Below are 18,884 nucleotides of genomic sequence, written 5' to 3'. Positions count from 1 at the left end.
TTTGGTGTCGCGGGCTGCCGTCGCAGGAAAGCCCTTGGTGGATGTTCGCCTTTCGTGCTAGTGCATCAAAAAAACAACAGCAGAGGCGAAATCGGGCGAATGATACGGGTAATTGGCATCGATCCGGGGCTGCGCAACCTGGGATGGGGGATCATCGACGTGTCCGGGCCGCGGCTGTCGCACGTGGCGAACGGGGTGATCGTGTCACAGGGCGATGATCTGGCGCGGCGGCTCCTGTCGCTGCATGCCCAGCTGACGCGGGTACTGGTCACCTACCGCCCGCAGTCCGCAGCGGTGGAGCAGACCTTCGTCAACAAGGACGGTGCCGGCACGCTCAAGCTGGGGCAGGCGCGGGGGATCGCGATGCTGGTGCCGGCGCAGGCGGGGCTGGAGGTGGGCGAATACGCGCCCAACACGGTCAAGAAAACGGTGGTCGGCGTGGGGCACGCCGACAAGGGCCAGGTGGCGCACATGGTTCGGATGCAATTGCCGGGGATCGAGATCGCCGGCCCCGATGCGGCGGATGCACTGGCCATCGCGATCTGCCACGCGCATCACGGGGGCGCCTCGGGGCTGGCCGCCGCCGTGGCACGGGCCAGCGCATGATCGGAAAGATCACCGGCGTGATCGATTACCGCGCACCCGATCACGTACTGATCGACGTGCGCGGGGTCGGCTATCTCGTCTTCTGCTCGGAACGGACCCTTTCCGCCTTGCCCGGCGCGGGCGAGGTCGTGGCGCTCTATACCGATCTCGTGGTCCGCGAGGACCTGATGCAGCTCTTCGGCTTCCAGACTTTGGCCGAGAAGGAGTGGCACCGCCTGCTGACATCTGTGCAGGGCGTGGGTGCCAAGGCGTCTCTCGCGATCCTCGGGGCGCTGGGGCCGGACGGGGTGAGCCGGGCCATCGCGCTGGGCGACTGGAACGCGGTCAAGGCGGCAAAGGGGGTCGGTCCGAAAATCGCGCAGCGCGTGGTGCAGGAGCTCAAGGACAAGGCGCCCGGCGTGATGGCCATGGGCGGCACGCCGGCCCGGGCCCACGGCGACGCGCAGGCCGAGGTGATCGAGCCGTCCGCAGGCCGGCCGGCACGGGCAGCGCCGGCCGCCAGTTCGGCACAGGCGGATGCATTGTCCGCGCTCGGCAACCTCGGCTACGGGCCGGGTGACGCGGCGGGCGCGGTGGCGCAGGCGGCGGGGGACATGCCCGATGCCGATACGCCCGCCCTGATCCGCGCGGCGTTGAAACTGCTGGCGCCGAAGGGGTAGGGTGCCGGAACCAAGCCCCTGCCGGGGCCGGACAGGGCACGGATGTTAGATGACCGAGATTGACCCCACAGTGCGGCCCGATCCGCTGCCGGAAGATCAGGATCGCGCCTTGCGGCCGCAGATGCTGGACGAATTCGTCGGCCAGGCGGAGGCGCGGGCGAACCTGCGGGTGTTCATCCAGTCCGCCCGCCAGCGCGGCGAGGCGATGGACCACACGCTGTTTCACGGTCCTCCGGGCCTTGGCAAGACCACCCTCGCGCAGATCATGGCGCGCGAGTTGGGGGTCGGATTTCGCATGACGTCCGGGCCGGTTCTGGCCAAAGCCGGCGACCTCGCCGCGATCCTGACCAACCTCGAGGCGCGCGACGTTCTCTTCATCGACGAGATCCATCGCCTTAACCCGGCGGTGGAGGAGGTGCTCTATCCCGCGCTCGAGGATTTCGAACTCGACCTCGTGATCGGAGAGGGGCCTGCCGCACGCACGGTGCGGATCGAGCTGCAGCCCTTCACGCTGGTCGGCGCGACGACGCGGATGGGTCTGCTGACGACCCCGCTGCGGGACCGCTTCGGCATTCCCACGCGGTTGCAATTCTACACCGAGGACGAGCTTTTCACGATCGTGGAGCGCAATGCGCGGCGGCTCGGTGCGCCAGCCGACGAGGGCGGCGCGCGGGAAATCGCCCGCCGTGCCCGCGGCACGCCGCGCATCGCGGGCCGGCTGCTGCGCCGGGTCGTCGATTTCGCGGTGGTGGAGGGGGACGGCAGGGTCACGCGGCCCCTTGCGGATATGGCGCTCACCCGGCTGGGCGTGGATCACCTCGGTCTGGACGGCGCCGACCGGCGCTATCTGAAGCTCATCGCCGAAAACTACCAGGGCGGGCCGGTCGGCATCGAGACCCTCTCGGCAGCCCTGTCGGAAAGCCGCGACGCGCTGGAGGAGGTGATCGAACCCTTCCTGTTGCAGCAGGGGCTGATCCAGCGTACCCCGCGCGGGCGCATGCTGGCCGCGAAGGCATGGGCGCATCTGGGCCTGCCGGCGCCCAGGGGACAGAGCGATCTATTTGGTTGATCCGGTGCGATGTGTATTTGGGGAACAATGAAACATGGAAGCTGAGCAGATCGAAGCCCTGTTCACCCGTGCCGACGGAACATTCGCCTTTGCCCGCTGGGGGCGGCCCATCTGCCCTGTCGTATTTGGCGTCGACGATGCGACCCTCGGCGTGGTGAAAGGCGCGGTGGAGGCCGTTTGTGAACTCTCGGGGCACGAGATGGGCGAGATGGATGCGGAACTGGGCAGCAACCTGATGCTGTTCTTCTTCCGCGAATGGTCCGAACTTCCGGAGGTGCCGGGCTTGGATCGGCTGCTGCCGGACCTCGGCCCGCTGGTCGCGCGGCTGGAGGCCGCCGAGGCGAACCAGTACCGGTTCTTCCGCTTTGACAAGCGGGGCGGGATCAAGGCCTGTTTCGTGTTCCTGAGAATGGACGACCATCTGAGCGCCGTGCCCGCCCAGACCCTCGCCCTGAGCCAGATCGTGCAATCGGTGCTGCTGTGGTCCGACACGGCGTTCCAGGATCGCTCTCCGCTCGCGGTCGCGGGGGATACCACCGTGCTCCGCCCCGAGGTGGCCCAGCTTCTGCGGGCGGCCTACGATCCTGTTCTGCCCCATGCGGCAAGCGATCCGTCCCATGCGCTGCGGCTGGCCGCGCGGATAAGCGTGCTGCAATGAGCCATGTCTTCCCGGTCCGCATCTTCTACGAAGACACCGACATGGCGGGCATCGTCTATTACGCCAACTACCTGCGCTACATCGAGCGGGCCCGCTCCGACATCGTCGAGCAGATCGGGCTCGACCAGCGGGAGATGCGCGCGCAGGGGATCGTGTTCGTCGTCACGCGGGTGGAGGCGGATTATCTCGGGACAGCGGGTTTCGGCGACCGGCTGGAGGTGCGCACGACCCATTTCGCCAAGGGCGCGACGCGTTGGGTCTTTCACCAGGATGTCTGCCGCGAGGGAAAGGTGATCTTTCGCGCGGTGGTCACGGCCGTCTGCATGACGACCGACGGAAAACCCACGCGGTTGCCAGCAAAACTTCGCTCACTGCCAAAGGATGCGGCGGGTTGACGCCAATGTTCTGGCTTTCCCGCTTGCACTGGGATAGGTTTACGCCAAATAGCGCCCTGGAAAACAGGGCCGCATGAGGCATGCCGCCGCGGTGCGGCGCTAGAACAAGAGCAGGTATAATGGAAGCAGAAACGCTGGCATTGGCGCAGGAGATTGATTTCTCCGTGTGGGCACTTTTCGCGCGGGCGACGCTGACGGTGAAGCTGGTGATGATCATTCTCATCATCGCGTCGTTCTGGTCATGGTCGATCATCGTGCAGAAGTTGCTGCAGTACCGCCGTGCGCGATCCGAGCAGGTGGCCTTCGACCGGGCGTTCTGGTCGGGAGAGCCGCTGGACGGGCTCTATGACCAGATCGGCCCCGATCCGAGCGGGCCGTCGGAGAAGATTTTCGCGGCGGGCATGACGGAATGGCAGCGGTCGCACCGGGACGACGGCGGGCTGATCCCCGGCGCCACGGCGCGCATCGACCGGTCCATGGACGTGGCCATCGCGAAGGAGGCCGAACGCCTGCAAAGCGGGCTGACCGTGCTGGCGACGGTCGGCTCCTCGGCGCCGTTCATCGGTCTCTTCGGGACGGTCATCGGCATCATGAACGCCTTTGTCGAGATCGCGGCGCAGCAAAACACGAACCTTGCCGTCGTGGCGCCCGGCATCGCCGAGGCGTTGCTGGCCACGGGGCTTGGCCTTCTTGCCGCGATCCCGGCGGTGATCTTCTACAACAAGCTCAATGCCGACAGCGAGCACATCATCGGCGCGCACGAGGCGTTCTCGGACGAATTCGCGACCATCCTGTCGCGCCAGCTGGACAGCTGAGCCATGGGCGCGGGTGTCATCAGGAAACAGGGCGGCGGCCGCGGTCGCCGTCGCGGGCGGGCGCAGCCCATGTCCGAGATCAACGTCACGCCCTTCGTGGACGTGATGCTGGTGCTGCTCATCATCTTCATGGTCGCCGCGCCGCTGCTGACGGTCGGCGTGCCGGTCGAGTTGCCCAAGACCGCCGCGGGTGCCTTGCCCGCCGAGCAGGAGGAGCCGCTGACCGTGACCGTCAGTGCCAATGGCGCGGTGCAGATCCAGACCACCGAGGTCGCGCGCGACCAGCTTGTGACGCGCCTGCGCGGCATCGCGACCGAACGCGCCAGCGATCGGGTCTACCTGCGCGCCGACGGTGCGGTGCCCTACGCCACCGTGATGGAGGTCATGGGCGCGCTCAACGCCGGCGGGTTCTCGAACATCGGGCTTGTTACCGACATCGGCGGCCCGTCGCTTGACGACGCGGGGACGGAGTGAGCCTTGGGCCGCAGCGATCTTCATATCGGCCACTACGTTTCGGGTGCCGGGCACCTTACGGTGATCGGCTGGCTGCTGCTTGGCAACTTCTTCACCTCTGAGCCGCCCCCCTTCGAGATGACGGAGGTCTCGGTGATCTCCGGGTCCGATTTCGACGCCCTGATCGCGGCGCAGCAGGCGCCCGACACGGCGACGGAGGTGGCGCAGCCCGATGCGCCCGAGGTGACGCCGGAAGCCCCCGAGGTGGTGGCGGAACCGGATGCACAGGTGGAGCAACCCACGCCGGAGCCGGCGGAGCCCCCCGCCGAAGACCCCGCGCCCGAAGTGGCCGAGCAGTCCCTGCCGCCCCAGGCGGAAGTCACGGATACCCCGCCGACGCTGGACGAACCCGTGGGCGACCAGGCCGTTCTCGTGCCCGAGGTCGCGCCCGAAGCCGCCCCGCGCCCGGTCGAGCGTGTCGCGCCGGAACCTGTCGCGCAGCCCGAGCCCGAGGCGACGCCGGACCCGGTGGAGCAGGAGGCCGTGGCCCCGGATGAAACCGGGGACGCCCCGCAGGAAACGCAGGAAGCGACCGCGCCCGAGGAAGCGACGACCGAGATCGTGACCGAAGCCACGAAGGCGCCCGCCGCATCGCCGCGACCGCCCGGACGGCGCCCCTCCGCGCCGCAGATCGCGGAAACACCGACCGAGAATCCGACGGAAACGCCACAAGTGGCCGAGACCCCGGCCCCGACCGAGACTCCCAGCCCGGATGTGGATGCCGATGCCATCGCCGCCGCTGTTGCCGCCGCGCAGGAGGCCACCGAGGCCCCCGCGACGCCCGCGCCCAGCGGCCCGCCGCTGACGGCCGGGGAAAAGGAGAACCTGCGTGTCGCGGTGTCCAACTGCTGGAACGTGGGGTCCTTGTCGTCCGAGGCGTTGCGCACGACCGTCGTGGTCACCGTCAACATGGCGCAGGATGCCACGCCGATCATCTCGTCCATCCAGATGACGGGGAGCGAAGGCGGATCGGCCGCGGCCGCCAAGCAGGCCTTCGAGGCCGCGCGCCGCGCGATCATCCTGTGCGGATCGAAGGGATACCAGCTGCCGGCGGAGAAATATGGCCAGTGGCAGGAGATCGAGATGACTTTCAACCCCGAGAGGATGCGGGTGAAATGATGGAACAAGCGCCGCTTACCCGGCATTATTCCGCTACGGCGCCGGGTTGCACGGTTTATCACTCGAATTATCGGCCTGGCCGGGAAATACTAGCCTCACGTTTGAGCCCGAAAGGATCCTGACGAAATGAAATTGCGATTTTTGAGCCTGCTGATGGCCGTCATGTACGCCGTGGCAGCCCCGGTGCAGGCCCAGCAGGGACCGTTGCGGATCGAGATTACCGAAGGTGTGATCGAACCGCTGCCTTTCGCCGTACCCAGTTTCCAGCCCGAAACCGCCGAGGCGGGTCAGCTTGCCACGGACATCGCGCGGGTGGTGTCGAACGACCTGACCGGCACCGGACTCTTCCGCGAGATTCCGGCCTCGGCCTTCATTTCGACCGTGAGCGATTTCAACGCGCCGGTGCAATACGCCGACTGGAAGGCGATCAACGCACAGGCCTTGATCACCGGCGCCGTGAACGTGCAGGGCAATTCGGTCAACGTGAAATTCCGCCTTTACGACGTGTTCTCCGGCGCGGAGCTGGGGGACGGATTGCAGTTCTCTGGCACGACGGAGGCCTGGCGGCGCATGGCGCACAAGGTGGCGGACGCCGTCTATTCGCGGATCACGGGCGAAGGCCCCTATTTCGACAGTCGGGTGGCCTATGTTTCCGAGACAGGGCCCAAGGACGCGCGGCAGAAACGGCTGGCGATCATGGATTACGACGGCGCGAACGTTCAGTACCTGACCGATTCGGGCGCCATCGTGCTGGCGCCGCGTTTCTCGCCGTCCGGTGACCGGATCCTCTACACGAGTTACGAGAGCGGCTTTCCCCGCATCTACGTTCTCGACATCGGGTCGGTGCAGCGCCGCGTTCTGGAAAGCGCCGAAGGCACGATGAGTTTTGCGCCGCGTTTCTCGCCCTCCGGCCAGACGGTGGTCTACTCGCTGACCCGCGGCGGCAACACGGACATCTACACGATGGACATCAACTCGGGCCAGTCGGTCCGGCTGACGAACACGCCGTCGATTGAAACCGCGCCGAGCTTCTCGCCGGATGGCAGCCGGATCGTGTTCGAAAGCGATCGCTCCGGCACCCAGCAGCTCTACATCATGTCCGCGACGGGAGGAGAGCCCACGCGCATTTCCTTCGGCGAGGGCCGTTACGGCACGCCGGTCTGGTCGCCGCGCGGCGATCTCGTGGCCTTTACCAAGCAAAACAAGGGTCGGTTCCACATCGGGGTGATGCGCCTTGATGGATCGGAGGAGCGTCTGTTGACCGCTTCCTTCCTCGACGAGGGGCCGACATGGGCGCCGAACGGTCGGGTCATCATGTTCGCGCGCGAGACGCAGGGCGCGGGCGGGTCTTCGACCCTCTACTCCGTCGACATATCTGGCCGGAACCTGAAGCCGGTCCAGACGCCCGAAGGGGGCTCCGATCCGTCGTGGTCGCCATTACAGAACTGACATAACCGTGAAGTAGCAAAATTCCCATGGGCCTTAGCCTGTGCTACTAAAGATTGACAAAAAGACGCCACCAAAGAGAGGCAAAAAATGAAAAGATTTCTGACCGGCGGTATTCTGATCGCGGCTTTGGCGCTGGGCGCCTGCACGAACCCCGACCGCTTCGGCGCGGACGGGGCTGGCGGGGGCCTGAACGCGGGCGCCGGTGCGGGTGCGGGCGGCATCGTGCCGGGCAGCGCCAACGATCCCACGTCGACCGCCTATTTCCAGCAGTCCATCGGGGACAGGGTGCTCTTCGAGGTGGACCAGTCCACGCTCACCCCCACCGGCCGGGCCACTCTGGACGGGCAGGCTCAGTGGCTCCTGACCAACACGGACTACCAGGCGGTGATCGAAGGCCACGCGGACGAGCAAGGCACGCGCGAGTACAACCTCGCCCTAGGTGCGCGCCGCGCGAACGCAGCGCAGGAATACCTCATCTCCCAGGGCGTTGCCGCGAACCGGTTGCGGGTCATCAGCTACGGCAAGGAGCGCCCGATCGAGATCTGTTCAGAAGAATCCTGCTATGCCAAGAACCGCCGCGCGGTGACGGTGCTGGCGGGCGGACTGACAAGCTGAGGCCGAGCCGATGAAGATGCGCTTGATCATCGCGGTGGCGTTGGGGCTGACATTCGGCCCCGCGCCGCTGTTCGCCCAGGAGGATCAGACCCTTGCCGACATCCGGCAGGAGCTGAACATCCTGTTCGTCGAGGTGCAGAAGCTGCGCCGCGAGCTGTCCACCACCGGCGGCGCGTCGGTCGATACCGCCGGCAGTTCCGTGCTGGAACGCGTGGGTGCAATGGAAAGCGAACTGCAGCGCCTGACGTCCAAGACCGAGGAGCTGGAGAACCGGATCAACCGCATCGTGGACGACGGCACGCGGCGCATCGGTGACCTTGAATTCCGGCTGGTGGAGCTGGAAGGCGGCGACGTCGGTGCGCTGGGGCAGACCACGACATTGGGCGGCGAGGGGCAGGCAAGTGTTTCCACCCCGTTGACCGACCCGGCCACACCGACGGACCAGGCTTCGCTGGCCGTGGGTGAAGAGGCCGACTTCAAGCGGGCGCAGGAGGCGCTCGCATCCAGTGACTTTCGCACCGCCGCAGACCTCTTTGCGACCTTCAATCAGACCTACCCGGGCGGTCCGTTAGCCGCGGAAGCGGAATTGCGCCGCGGTGAGGCGCTTCAGGGCCTGAACGACCCCAAGGAGGCGGCGCGCGCCTTCCTGACGGCTTTCAGCACTGCGCCCGAGGGGCCGATAGCCCCGCAGGCGCTGTTCGAACTGGGCCGCGCCCTGGGTCAGCTGGGCCAGACACAGGAAGCCTGCGTGACGCTTGCTGAAGTCGGCGTGCGGTTTCCCGCCTCCCCCACCGTCACGGAAGCGGAATCCGAAAGGCGTTCGCTCGGGTGCAGCTGACGTGCCCCTGGCACGATTGACGGGGCTGGTCTCCAAGGCCTTCTTGCCGAAACCGCCCGACAGCATCGCCGTGGCCGTTTCAGGCGGAAGCGATTCCATGGCGCTGCTGCACCTGATGCACGACCTGTGCGATCGGCATGCGACCCGGCTCTTTGCCGTGACCGTGAACCATGGGCTGCGCGAAGGCGCCGCGGCCGAAGCCCGTCAGGTCGCCGAGCATTGCGCGCAGCTGGGTATTCCCCACGAAACGCTGATCTGGACCGACTGGGACGGCAAGGGGAACCTTCAGGCGGAGGCGCGGGACGCACGGTACCGCAGGATGGCGGAATGGGCCGGGTCCCTCGGGATCCGCAGCATCGTGGTGGGTCACACGGCGGATGACCAGGCGGAGACGGTGCTGATGCGCCTGGCCCGCCGGGCCGGGGTCGACGGGCTGTCGGCCATGCCGCCAAGGACCATGCGCTACGGGATCGACTGGGTCCGTCCGCTCTTGTCGGCCACCCGGGAAGAACTGCGGATGTACCTGCGGCAACGCGGGATCGGCTGGTCCGATGACCCCAGCAACGACGACATCCGCTACGTGCGCATCAAGGCCCGCAAGGCGCTGGCTGCGCTGCAGGACCTTGGCATCGACGCCACCGGGCTTGCGGTGGTGGCGGGGCAGATGCGCGATGCGCGTGTGGCCCTCGACTGGCAAACCTTCCTTGCGGCAAGGGAGTTGGCGCGGGTCACTGCGGGGGCGGTGGTACTCGACGAACGCCGCCTGCGCATCCAGCCCGAGGAAATCCAGCGCCGCCTGCTGGTCCGGGCGCTGATCTGGATCAGCGGGAGCGACTACCCGCCGCGGCGCAATGCCGTCGCCACGCTGGTCGCGGCGCTGCGCGGGGGGCAGGCCGCGACGGTGGACGGCTGTCTTGCCCTGCGGGTGGGAGAGGACATCTGGATCTGTCGCGAACATGCGGCGGTGCGTGACCTGCGCGCCGATCCCGATGCGCTCTGGGACGGGCGCTGGCGTCTGCGCGCGTCCGATGAAAACCGGACACGGGACGGGTTGCACATCGCGGCACTGGGCCCCGAGGGGATCGCGCAATGCGCCGACTGGCGTGCCGCCGGGTTGCCCCTGCAGGTGCTGCAGTCGACGCCGGCGGTGTGGCGTGATGACACCCTTGTCGCGGCGCCCCTTGCCGGGAATGACCAAAACTGGCATGCCGCGCTCGAAAGCGATGAAGAGACCTTTTTTGCCGGGCTATTATCGCATTGAATAAACGGGGATGATCCCTATCTTGTGCCTGTGTACGGGCCGCCGGACGGACCCGCCACACGTCGCCATGATTGGCGCAACCCGTTGTAGTTAGGAGAAATTCCTTGGGAAATATGCGTAATCTCGCGTTCTGGGTCGTCCTGCTGTTGCTGGTGCTCGCACTGTTCAACCTCTTCAGCGGGTCAAATAACGCGCTGCAAAGCAACGAAGTTTCCTATTCCGAATTCGTCACTTCGGTCGAACAGGGCCAGGTACGCAACGTCACGCTGGACGGGGAGCAGGTCCGCTTCCGCCGGGCAGACGGGGCGGACTATGTGACCGTGAAACCCGACGATGCCGAAATCACGAACCTGCTCATCGACAACAACGTGCCGCTGAAGGCGCGCCCGCAGGAGCAATCGGGGTTCCAGACCTTCCTGATGTCGCTGCTGCCGATCGTGCTGCTGATCGGCGTGTGGATATACTTCATGAACCGCATGCAGGGCGGCGGCAAGGGCGGGGCGATGGGCTTTGGCAAGTCCAAGGCCAAGATGCTGACCGAGAAACATGGCCGGGTGACCTTTGACGATGTGGCCGGGATCGACGAGGCCAAGGAAGAACTGGAAGAAATCGTAGAATTCCTGCGCAACCCGCAGAAGTTCAGCCGCCTCGGCGGCAAGATCCCCAAGGGCGCGCTTCTGGTCGGCCCTCCGGGTACCGGTAAGACGCTGCTTGCGCGCGCCATCGCGGGCGAGGCGGGCGTGCCCTTCTTCACCATCTCCGGTTCCGACTTCGTCGAGATGTTCGTGGGTGTCGGCGCGTCCCGCGTGCGCGACATGTTCGAGCAGGCGAAGAAGAACGCGCCCTGCATCGTCTTCATCGACGAGATCGACGCCGTGGGCCGCCACCGTGGCGCAGGCTATGGCGGTGGCAACGACGAGCGCGAGCAGACGCTGAACCAGCTGCTGGTCGAGATGGACGGCTTCGAGGCGAACGAGGGTGTCATCATCCTTGCCGCGACCAACCGCCGCGACGTGCTGGACCCCGCGCTGCTGCGCCCCGGCCGTTTCGACCGGCAGGTGACGGTGCCCAACCCGGACATCAAGGGCCGCGAGAAGATCCTCGGCGTCCACGCCCGCAAGACCCCGCTCGGCCCCGACGTGGACCTGCGCATCATCGCGCGCGGCACGCCCGGTTTCTCGGGTGCGGATCTGGCCAACCTCGTGAACGAGGCAGCGCTGATGGCCGCGCGCGTGGGCCGGCGTTTCGTCACCATGGTCGATTTCGAACAGGCCAAGGACAAGGTCATGATGGGGCCTGAGCGCCGCAGCATGGTCATGACGGCCGAACAGAAGGAGATGACCGCCTATCACGAGGCCGGTCACGCGCTGGTGGGCATGACGCTGCCCAAGTGCGATCCGGTCTACAAGGCGACGATCATCCCCCGGGGCGGCGCGCTTGGCATGGTGATGAGCCTGCCGGAAATGGACCGGCTGAACATGTTCAAGGACGAGTGCCACCAGCGTCTTGCTATGGCCATGGCCGGGAAGGCGGCTGAAATCCACAAGTACGGTGCCGATGCGGTGTCCAACGGTCCGGCGGGCGATATCCAGCAGGCCAGTGCGCTGGCCCGTGCCATGGTGCTGCAGTGGGGCATGTCGGACAAGGTCGGTAACATCGACTATTCCGAGGCCGCGCAGGGCTACCAGGGCAACACGGCCGGCTTCTCCGTCTCGGCCAACACGAAGGAACTTGTCGAAAAGGAAGTTCAGAAGTTCATTCAGGACGGCTACGACTGGGCGATGAAGATCATCACCGAGAACGAGGATAAGTTCGAGCGGCTCGCGCAGGGCCTGCTGGAATACGAAACTCTCACCGGCGACGAGATCAAGCGCGTGATGGATGGCCTGCCCCCGACCGACGACAGCGGAAACGACGGCTCGGACGAGGGAAGCGCCCCCAGCGTCACGGCCATTCCCAAGGCCAAGGGCAAGGGCAAGAAGCTGCCCCCGGCGGACGGCGGGTTGGAGCCCGAGCCCACCACCTGACGGTCCTTGCCGCGACTGGAAATTCGAAAGGCCCCGCTTCGGCGGGGTCTTTTCTTTCCTGCCGTCACTGGCCAGAGTGTCCGCGCATCAGAAGGAGCCGCGCCATGCCCGAACTATTGCCCACAGACCACGTCGGCACGATCGTGTGGATGGGGACCGTCCCGCAGGACCGCGCCGACATCCGGGCGCATGCCATCGAACGGGTCAGGGCCACCTATGCCGGCTTCGAGGGCGATTTTCACGCCGGGCTCACCCGCCCGTCCTGCGTGCGGGTCAAGGCGCAGTACCCCCAAGGCACGGAAATTCGGAACACGCGCCAGTTGTCCATCCTCTCGGCAGAGGAACTTGCACAGATCGCCGCCGACATCGGTCTGGAAGAGCTGGATCCGCGTCTGCTCGGCGCGTCCATTGTCTTGCAGGGCATACCGGATTTCACCCATATCCCCCCGGCGTCGCGGCTGCAGTCCGAAAGCGGGACCACGCTGACCGTGGACATGCTGAATGGGCCCTGCAACCTGCCCGCGCGCGAGATCGAGAAGGAGGCCGAGGGCCACGGCAAGGGATTCAAGGCGGCGGCGATGGGCAAACGCGGTGTCACCGCCTGGGTCGAGCGCGAAGGCAACCTTGCCGTCGGTGACCGGCTGCGTCTGCACGTGCCGGGACAGCGCCCCTGGGCGCCGGAATAGCGGCACCGCCAGCCGGACGCCGCCCGAGCCGAGCTGCCGGAAAAACGAAGATGTCCCCGCAGTTGCCTGCGAGGACATAGGGTGGAAAATCATGTAACGTCGTGTGCCATGCGTCACCGCCCGTAATTGCGGTAAACGCCGAACCGGCCGGTTACATGGTGTGGGGGTAGCTGTAGTAGACCACCGGTGCGCCCTTGTCCGATGCGCCGCTGTCGGAGTCCATTTCGGCATTCTTCATCGCGTCATCCGCGCGCTTCTGGTTCGCGGCGATCATCTCGGTGGTCGTCAGATCGCCGGACCCGTCCGCGTCCATCTCGTCGAATTCGCGGTTCAGCGTTTCGGAGATGTCGACCATTGGCGGTGCCTTCTCCATGAATTCTTCCTTGGTCAGGGCGTTGTCCTGATCGGTGTCCAGGGCGATGAACATCAGGCCCGACCGGGCGCTGTATTCATTCCGGCTCATGGTCGTGACGTCGGATTGTTCCGCGTCGGCAGGGATGAAGATCAGGTTTGCCGCATCCGTTGCGGCCGCCTTGTCGCCATCCTTGGCGCTGTTGTAGGTGTCGGCGCTCGCCTTCATGTACTCGTCAAGGCTGATGCTGCCATCATCGTTCAGGTCAAGCGCCGCGAGGTGGCGCTCGGTCCGGTCGGCGCTGGCCGATTGCGTGCCGCTCAGGACGTTGTTGCAGTTGACGAACTCATCCTTGTCGACGGTGCCGCTCTGATCGGCGTCCATCTGGCCCATGGCCTTTTCGGTATAGGCTTTCATCTCGATCGGGCTGACGTAGCCGTTATCGTCCACGTCCGTCATGCTGTAGCCGTCGTTGCAGACCGAACTGTCGTCGGTGTTCTGTGCCTGTGCCGCGCCTGTCAGGCTGATCCCTGCAGCGACCGCGGCGGCAAGAGACATCTGGTATGTCATGCTTGTTCTCCCTTGAGTCTGTTTCAGGTACTTGATGAACGAACGCATCCCCGTCGGCGGATGTTCCGACCAACGGCGCGTCGGCATGAACGGCGGTTTCTCAAAAGAAACAATTGCGACGGCGCCGCCGCAAGGAGCGGTGGAAATGTCGGAATTGCAACCTGTCCTCCCCCAAGTTGCGCGGTAAGAGTGCGCCACGGCTCAACGGTCTTCAGGGGAATCTCCACATGGCACACAAATCCGACATCCAAATCGCCCGCGAGGCAAAGAAGCGCCCCATCCAGGAGATCGGCGAGAAGCTGGGCATTTCCAGCGACGACCTGCTGCCCTATGGCCATGACAAGGCCAAGGTCAGCCAAAGCTTCATCAACTCCGTCCAGGACCGCCCGGACGGCAAGCTGATCCTCGTGACCGCGATCAACCCGACGCCCGCGGGCGAAGGCAAGACCACGACGACTGTGGGCCTGGGCGACGGTCTGAACCGGATCGGCAAGAAAGCGGCGGTCTGCATCCGCGAAGCCTCTCTCGGGCCGAACTTCGGGATGAAGGGCGGCGCGGCTGGCGGCGGTTACGCGCAGATCGTTCCGATGGAAGAGATGAACCTGCACTTCACCGGTGATTTCCACGCCATCACCAGCGCGCATTCGCTGCTGTCCGCGATGATCGACAACCACATCTACTGGGGCAACGAGCTGGAAATCGACACCCGCCGGGTCGTCTGGCGTCGCGTGGTGGACATGAACGACCGTGCCCTGCGCCAGATCACGACCTCGCTGGGCGGTGTCGCCAACGGCTTCCCGCGCGAAGCGGGTTTCGACATCACCGTGGCCTCAGAAGTCATGGCGATCCTCTGCCTCGCCAAGAACCTCACTGACCTGCAGGAGCGTCTGGGCAACATGATCGTGGCCTACCGCCGCGACAAGTCGCCGGTCTTTGCCCGCGACATCAAGGCCGACGGCGCGATGACGGTTCTGTTGAAGGACGCGATGCAGCCGAACCTCGTGCAGACGCTCGAAAACAACCCCGCCTTCGTGCATGGCGGTCCCTTTGCCAATATCGCACATGGCTGCAACTCGGTCATCGCCACGACCACGGCGCTGAAGCTGGCGGACTACGTGGTGACCGAAGCAGGTTTCGGCGCGGATCTCGGTGCCGAGAAGTTCATGAACATCAAGTGCCGCAAGGCGGGGCTCGCCCCCTCGGCCGTCGTCGTCGTCGCCACGGTTCGGGCGATGAAGATGAACGGCGGGGTCGCCAAGGCGGACCTCGGTGCCGAGAACGTGGACGCCGTCAAGTCGGGCTGCGCCAACCTGGGCCGTCACATCGAGAACGTGAAATCCTTCGGCGTGCCGGTGGTGGTGGCGATCAACCACTTCATCACGGATACCGATGCCGAGGTGCAGGCGGTCAAGGACTACGTGGCCAGCCAAGGTGCCGAAGCGGTGCTGTCGCGTCACTGGGAACTCGGCTCCGAAGGCTCTGCCGACCTGGCGACCAAGGTGGTCGAGGTGATCGAGAAGGGCGAAGCGGCCTTTGCGCCGATCTACCCCGACGAGATGAGCCTCGCGGACAAGATCAACACCATCGCCACCAAGATCTATCGCGCGGACGAAGCGGTGATGGACGGCAAGATCCGCGCCCAGCTGAAGGAATGGGAAGATCAGGGTTACGGCAACCTGCCGGTCTGCATGGCCAAGACGCAGTACAGCTTCACCACCGATCCCGAGCGGCGCGGCGCACCCACCGGCTTCGACATTCCCGTGCGTGAAGTGCGCCTGTCGGCGGGGGCCGGTTTCGTCGTGGCGATCTGCGGGGAAATCATGACCATGCCCGGCCTGCCGCGCGTGCCTTCGGCCGAGAGCATCCGCCTCAACGCGGACGGCGACGTCGAAGGGCTTTTCTAAACAGCCCGATACCGGTACGGCGGGGCGTCGCGCGGCTGCGCCGACGCCCCGCCCACCGTCCCGGCAAGCCGGGCGGGACAGATGCGGCCCTACAAGCAGAACAAGGAGCACCCGAGATGACGGCCACGATCATTGATGGCAAGGAATTCGCGGCAAGGGTCCGCGCCAAGGTCGCGGACCATGTCACCCGGCTGAAGGACGATCACGGGATCACCCCCGGCCTTGCCGTGGTACTGGTGGGTGAAGACCCGGCCAGCCAGGTCTATGTCAGGTCCAAGGGCAAGATGACCGTCGAGGTCGGCATGAAGTCGGTCGAGCACAAGCTGGAGGCCGACACCTCGGAGGCGGAGTTGCTGGGCCTGATCGACCGGCTGAACAACGATCCCGAGATCCATGGCATCCTTGTGCAGCTGCCGCTGCCCAAGCATCTGGACGAGGATCTGGTGATCAATGCGATCAGCCCGGCAAAGGACGTCGACGGTTTTCACATCTCGAACGTCGGTCTGCTGGGCACGGGCCAGAAGAGCATGGTGCCCTGCACGCCGCTGGGCTGCCTGATGATGCTGCGCGATCACCACGGGTCGATCTCCGGCATGGACGCGGTCGTGATCGGGCGGTCCAACATCGTCGGCAAGCCGATGGCGCAATTGCTGCTGCACGACAGCTGCACCGTCACCATCGCCCACAGCCGGACGAAGGATCTGGCGGAGGTGGTGCGCCGCGCCGATATCGTGGTCGCCGCGGTGGGCCGGCCCGAGATGGTGCCGGGAGACTGGATCAAGGAAGGCGCCACGGTGATCGACGTGGGAATCAACCGCCTTGATGCGCCCGAGAAGGGCGAGGGCAAGACGCGGTTGGTCGGCGACGTGGACTTTGACAGCTGCGCCGCGCGCGCGGGGGCCATCACCCCGGTGCCGGGCGGCGTGGGGCCGATGACCATCGCCTGCCTGCTGGCCAATACCGTCACCGCCTGCTGCCGCGCGAACGGTCTGGCCGAGCCGGAAGGGCTGACCGCCTAGGCACCGAAAACCACGGCGTGCATAATCCTGCCGGGCAGCAACGTGAAGCCCCCGGCGATCACCAGCGCCCCCAGCACCAGCGAGAGCATGATTCGCGCGTGCCTGCGGCGGTCATGGCCGCGCGCGGCTCGGACACCGCCGAACAGGGCGATCAGCGTCACGACCGACAGGGCATGGATCGGGCCGAAGGGGCCGATCCAGCGCGCCTCGTTGATCCAGAAGCTCGACAGGGCGACCGCGGCCATCATCAGCACCCAGAGCCAGCCCAGCGTCCGGTGCAGGCGTCTGCCCTTGCGCAGGGCGAGGATGAACAGGGTCAGCGCCACGGCGGCCAGCGCCATCAGGGCATGAAGCTGGACCACGAAGGGGGCGGCGAAAAGCGGATCGAATGACATAAGGCACCTCGTATTGTCAGAACCGCCACCGGGATGGCAGTATCGAAGGCGACGGCAAAGCGGCCCTGCGCAAAGCGCGGCGTTGCTTCGCGAATGACACGGGAAAGGCGGCGGATGCAGTTCACGCATCGCCAACGACAGCGCCTCTGGCTGCTGCTGGCACTCTGGGCGATGATCACCCTGCTCTGCGCGGTCGCGGGTCCGTTCGGCACCCACGCGGCCCTTGGGCCAGCCGGGCGCGCGGCCTATTGGGCGGGGATCGTCGCCTTTTCCATCGCTTCCAGCGTCATCGCGATCCGCGTCATGCCGCCGAGCCAGCCGGCGCGCAGCCTTGGCTGGGCGGTCTTCATGGTTGTTGGCGGGACGGTGATCTACCTGATCAACAACCTCGTGTTCGGCGTGGATGCGGCGGGGTCGCTGGCGTACATGGTCGGCATCGTCGGCGCGACGGTGCTGGTGACGAACGGACTGATCCATCTGGCGCACCGGGCGCTGGGGGGCGCGAACCCCACCCAGCCACCCCAACCGGATCCCGCCGCCGCCTTCCTGCGCCGCCTGCCGGTGGAGCGGAGGGGCAGTCTGCAGCGGATCGAGGCGCAGGATCATTATCTGAACGTGGTGACGGAGCGGGGCAACGCGCTGATCCTGATGCGGCTCTCGGATGCTCTGGCCGAATTGGCGGGCACCGAGGGCCTGCAAGTGCACCGGTCCCACTGGGTCGCGCTGGGGGCCGTCCAACGGCACCGGCGCATCAACGGGCGTGATCTGCTGGTCATGGCTGACGGGGCAGAGGTGCCGGTCAGCCGAAGTTTCCGCCCCGCAGCGCGCGCGGCGGGCCTGTTCTAGCGCGGCACAGGCACCATGGTGCCCTGGAGAATCGCGATCAGCGACGCCTTGCCGTCTGCCTCCGCAAAGACCTCGGACGTCACCACGCAAAGCCGCCTGCCGGGTTTGATCACCTTGCCCACCGCCACCAGCCTGTCACCGCGGGCCGGGGCCAGCAGGTTGATCTTTATTTCGGCGGTGACCACCTCGACCGTCTCGGGCAGGACGGTCAGCGCGGCGTAGCCTGCCGCGGTATCGCCCAGCGAAAAGGTCAGCCCGGCGTGTCCGTGGCCCTGCTGCTGGCGCGCACCGGGCAGGATCGGGGCCGCGCTCCGCACGTTGCCCTGCGCGACGGCCTCGATCCTGGCACCGAGCGTTTCCATCATGCTTTGCGCGGCGAAACTGTCGTGGATGCGCTGAACGGCCTCTGGCGACATCACTTGTCCTATCTTGGCATCGGGATCGAAACGGGTGTCCTGCCGGTCAGGATGGCCTGCGCCTCGGGCCGCATCAAGCTGCAAAGCACCTCTGCGTGGCTGCGCAATCCGCCGGTGTAGGTGCCGTAGGCCGGCATGATCAGGCGGTCGCTGTCGAGCAGGAAGGCGGGACGCGTGATCCGCGTGCTGCGGGTGTTGACGCTGGCCTTCGGGTGGTAGTGGCCCGATACCTCGCCGCTGGCACCGGGCTGGGCGATATGGCGAAAGGCGAGGGGGGCAAGCGGCAGTTCCGCAAGGTGGCTGCCGCCGAGGTCGACTGGGCCCGGATCGTGGTTGCCCTCGATCCAGACCCAGCGCCGTCCGGCCTGAAGCCGGGCGATCCACAACCGCTCTTCCTCGGGCAGGGCGCGGGCCGCGTCGGCGTCGTCGAAACTGTCGCCAAGGCAGATGACCGTCCGCGCCCGCGTCAGCGCCAGATCAGCGGCCAGCCGGGTCAGCGTGTCGCGCGTGTCGTATGGCGGCAGCGCAGCCCCGCCGCGCCGGGCAATCCGTTCCGACTTGCCCAGGTGCAGGTCGCTGACGCACAGCAGGGATTCTTCGGCCCACCAGAGCGCCCCCGAGCCCAACGCGATCAGCGGCGCGCCAGCCAATGAAATCTTGCAGCCGTTCATC

22 protein-coding genes are annotated in these 18,884 nt (G+C 66.2%); 18 read left to right on the top strand and 4 right to left on the bottom strand.

What is annotated here, in order from left to right; genetic code table 11:
- Positions 1 to 99 precede the first annotated feature (99 nt).
- The 14 genes from ruvC to BOO69_RS13060 all read left to right on the top strand — a co-directional run bounded on the left by ruvC (position 100) and on the right by BOO69_RS13060 (position 12,710).
- Positions 100 to 606 carry a crossover junction endodeoxyribonuclease RuvC gene (gene ruvC / locus BOO69_RS13125; protein WP_071972570.1) on the top strand — a complete coding sequence of 169 codons (507 nt, stop codon included), beginning with the start codon at positions 100 to 102 and terminating at the stop codon, positions 604 to 606.
- Positions 603 to 1,265 (top strand): Holliday junction branch migration protein RuvA, encoded by a 663-nt coding sequence (gene ruvA, locus BOO69_RS13120; RefSeq protein WP_071972569.1) that lies wholly within the window; start codon positions 603 to 605, stop codon positions 1,263 to 1,265. Before ruvC ends, ruvA begins: the two co-directional genes overlap by 4 nt.
- A gap of 49 nt (positions 1,266 to 1,314) precedes the next feature.
- Positions 1,315 to 2,334 (top strand): Holliday junction branch migration DNA helicase RuvB, encoded by a 1,020-nt coding sequence (gene ruvB, locus BOO69_RS13115; RefSeq protein WP_071972568.1) that lies wholly within the window; start codon positions 1,315 to 1,317, stop codon positions 2,332 to 2,334.
- 34 nt (positions 2,335 to 2,368) lie between these two features.
- Complete coding sequence (locus BOO69_RS13110) at positions 2,369 to 2,992, top strand: hypothetical protein (RefSeq protein WP_071972567.1); 624 nt, start codon at positions 2,369 to 2,371, stop codon at positions 2,990 to 2,992.
- Complete coding sequence (locus BOO69_RS13105) at positions 2,989 to 3,387, top strand: YbgC/FadM family acyl-CoA thioesterase (protein WP_071972566.1); 399 nt, start codon at positions 2,989 to 2,991, stop codon at positions 3,385 to 3,387. Before BOO69_RS13110 ends, BOO69_RS13105 begins: the two co-directional genes overlap by 4 nt.
- 119 nt (positions 3,388 to 3,506) lie before the next feature.
- Positions 3,507 to 4,202, top strand: coding sequence for a protein TolQ (gene tolQ / locus BOO69_RS13100; protein WP_071972565.1), 696 nt, complete (start codon positions 3,507 to 3,509; stop codon positions 4,200 to 4,202).
- 3 nt (positions 4,203 to 4,205) lie between these two features.
- Entirely contained in the window at positions 4,206 to 4,676 is a 471-nt protein-coding gene (tolR, locus tag BOO69_RS13095) for a protein TolR (RefSeq protein WP_071972564.1), read from the top strand.
- A 3-nt stretch (positions 4,677 to 4,679) separates the two neighbouring features.
- Positions 4,680 to 5,834: an energy transducer TonB gene (locus BOO69_RS13090; protein ID WP_071972563.1), complete on the top strand. Its 1,155-nt coding sequence runs from the start codon at positions 4,680 to 4,682 to the stop codon at positions 5,832 to 5,834.
- 126 nt (positions 5,835 to 5,960) lie between these two features.
- Complete coding sequence (gene tolB, locus BOO69_RS13085) at positions 5,961 to 7,283, top strand: Tol-Pal system beta propeller repeat protein TolB (RefSeq protein ID WP_071972562.1); 1,323 nt, start codon at positions 5,961 to 5,963, stop codon at positions 7,281 to 7,283.
- An 87-nt stretch (positions 7,284 to 7,370) separates the two neighbouring features.
- Complete coding sequence (gene pal / locus BOO69_RS13080) at positions 7,371 to 7,898, top strand: peptidoglycan-associated lipoprotein Pal (protein WP_071972561.1); 528 nt, start codon at positions 7,371 to 7,373, stop codon at positions 7,896 to 7,898.
- Between the two features lie 16 nt (positions 7,899 to 7,914).
- Positions 7,915 to 8,736, top strand: coding sequence for a tol-pal system protein YbgF (gene ybgF / locus BOO69_RS13075; protein ID WP_071973818.1), 822 nt, complete (start codon positions 7,915 to 7,917; stop codon positions 8,734 to 8,736).
- Position 8,737: 1 nt separating this feature from the next.
- Complete coding sequence (tilS, locus tag BOO69_RS13070) at positions 8,738 to 9,997, top strand: tRNA lysidine(34) synthetase TilS (RefSeq protein ID WP_071972560.1); 1,260 nt, start codon at positions 8,738 to 8,740, stop codon at positions 9,995 to 9,997.
- Between the two features lie 104 nt (positions 9,998 to 10,101).
- Positions 10,102 to 12,024, top strand: coding sequence for an ATP-dependent zinc metalloprotease FtsH (gene ftsH / locus BOO69_RS13065; protein ID WP_071972559.1), 1,923 nt, complete (start codon positions 10,102 to 10,104; stop codon positions 12,022 to 12,024).
- 104 nt (positions 12,025 to 12,128) lie between these two features.
- Positions 12,129 to 12,710: an MOSC domain-containing protein gene (locus tag BOO69_RS13060; RefSeq protein WP_071972558.1), complete on the top strand. Its 582-nt coding sequence runs from the start codon at positions 12,129 to 12,131 to the stop codon at positions 12,708 to 12,710.
- 151 nt (positions 12,711 to 12,861) lie between these two features.
- Here the strand turns inward: BOO69_RS13060 and BOO69_RS13055 are convergent, their stop codons facing one another.
- On the bottom strand, positions 12,862 to 13,632 hold the full coding sequence (locus BOO69_RS13055) for an EF-hand domain-containing protein (protein WP_071972557.1): 771 nt from the start codon (positions 13,630 to 13,632) through the stop codon (positions 12,862 to 12,864).
- A gap of 34 nt (positions 13,633 to 13,666) precedes the next feature.
- On the opposite strand from BOO69_RS13055, the gene BOO69_RS23255 reads away from it, so the two are divergent.
- The 3 genes from BOO69_RS23255 (at position 13,667) to folD (ending at position 16,555) form a co-directional block, all read left to right on the top strand.
- A complete protein-coding gene (locus BOO69_RS23255) occupies positions 13,667 to 13,819 on the top strand; it encodes a hypothetical protein (RefSeq protein ID WP_172839538.1) in 153 nt (50 codons plus the stop codon).
- A 40-nt stretch (positions 13,820 to 13,859) separates the two neighbouring features.
- Positions 13,860 to 15,536 carry a formate--tetrahydrofolate ligase gene (locus tag BOO69_RS13050; protein WP_071972556.1) on the top strand — a complete coding sequence of 559 codons (1,677 nt, stop codon included), beginning with the start codon at positions 13,860 to 13,862 and terminating at the stop codon, positions 15,534 to 15,536.
- Positions 15,537 to 15,652: 116 nt separating this feature from the next.
- Positions 15,653 to 16,555 carry a bifunctional methylenetetrahydrofolate dehydrogenase/methenyltetrahydrofolate cyclohydrolase FolD gene (folD, locus tag BOO69_RS13045; RefSeq protein WP_071972555.1) on the top strand — a complete coding sequence of 301 codons (903 nt, stop codon included), beginning with the start codon at positions 15,653 to 15,655 and terminating at the stop codon, positions 16,553 to 16,555.
- Here the strand turns inward: folD and BOO69_RS13040 are convergent.
- Positions 16,552 to 16,950: a DUF2306 domain-containing protein gene (locus tag BOO69_RS13040; RefSeq protein WP_071972554.1), complete on the bottom strand. Its 399-nt coding sequence runs from the start codon at positions 16,948 to 16,950 to the stop codon at positions 16,552 to 16,554. The genes folD and BOO69_RS13040 overlap by 4 nt on opposite strands.
- Before the next feature lie 114 nt (positions 16,951 to 17,064).
- Here BOO69_RS13040 and BOO69_RS13035 point away from each other — a divergent pair, with 114 nt between their 5' ends.
- Entirely contained in the window at positions 17,065 to 17,796 is a 732-nt protein-coding gene (locus BOO69_RS13035) for a LytTR family DNA-binding domain-containing protein (protein ID WP_071972553.1), read from the top strand.
- On the opposite strand, the gene BOO69_RS13030 is transcribed toward BOO69_RS13035, so the two are convergent.
- Together BOO69_RS13030 and pdeM are read right to left on the bottom strand one after the other, a co-directional pair.
- Positions 17,793 to 18,212, bottom strand: coding sequence for a PaaI family thioesterase (locus BOO69_RS13030; RefSeq protein WP_071972552.1), 420 nt, complete (start codon positions 18,210 to 18,212; stop codon positions 17,793 to 17,795). The genes BOO69_RS13035 and BOO69_RS13030 overlap by 4 nt on opposite strands.
- An 8-nt stretch (positions 18,213 to 18,220) precedes the next feature.
- Positions 18,221 to 18,883, bottom strand: coding sequence for a ligase-associated DNA damage response endonuclease PdeM (gene pdeM, locus BOO69_RS13025; RefSeq protein WP_071972551.1), 663 nt, complete (start codon positions 18,881 to 18,883; stop codon positions 18,221 to 18,223).
- Position 18,884: the final 1 nt, after the last annotated feature.

The sequence above is a fragment of the Sulfitobacter alexandrii genome, from assembly GCF_001886735.1.
Taxonomy (GTDB): domain Bacteria; phylum Pseudomonadota; class Alphaproteobacteria; order Rhodobacterales; family Rhodobacteraceae; genus Sulfitobacter; species Sulfitobacter alexandrii.
This window is presented reverse-complemented; position numbering and strand designations above follow the sequence as displayed.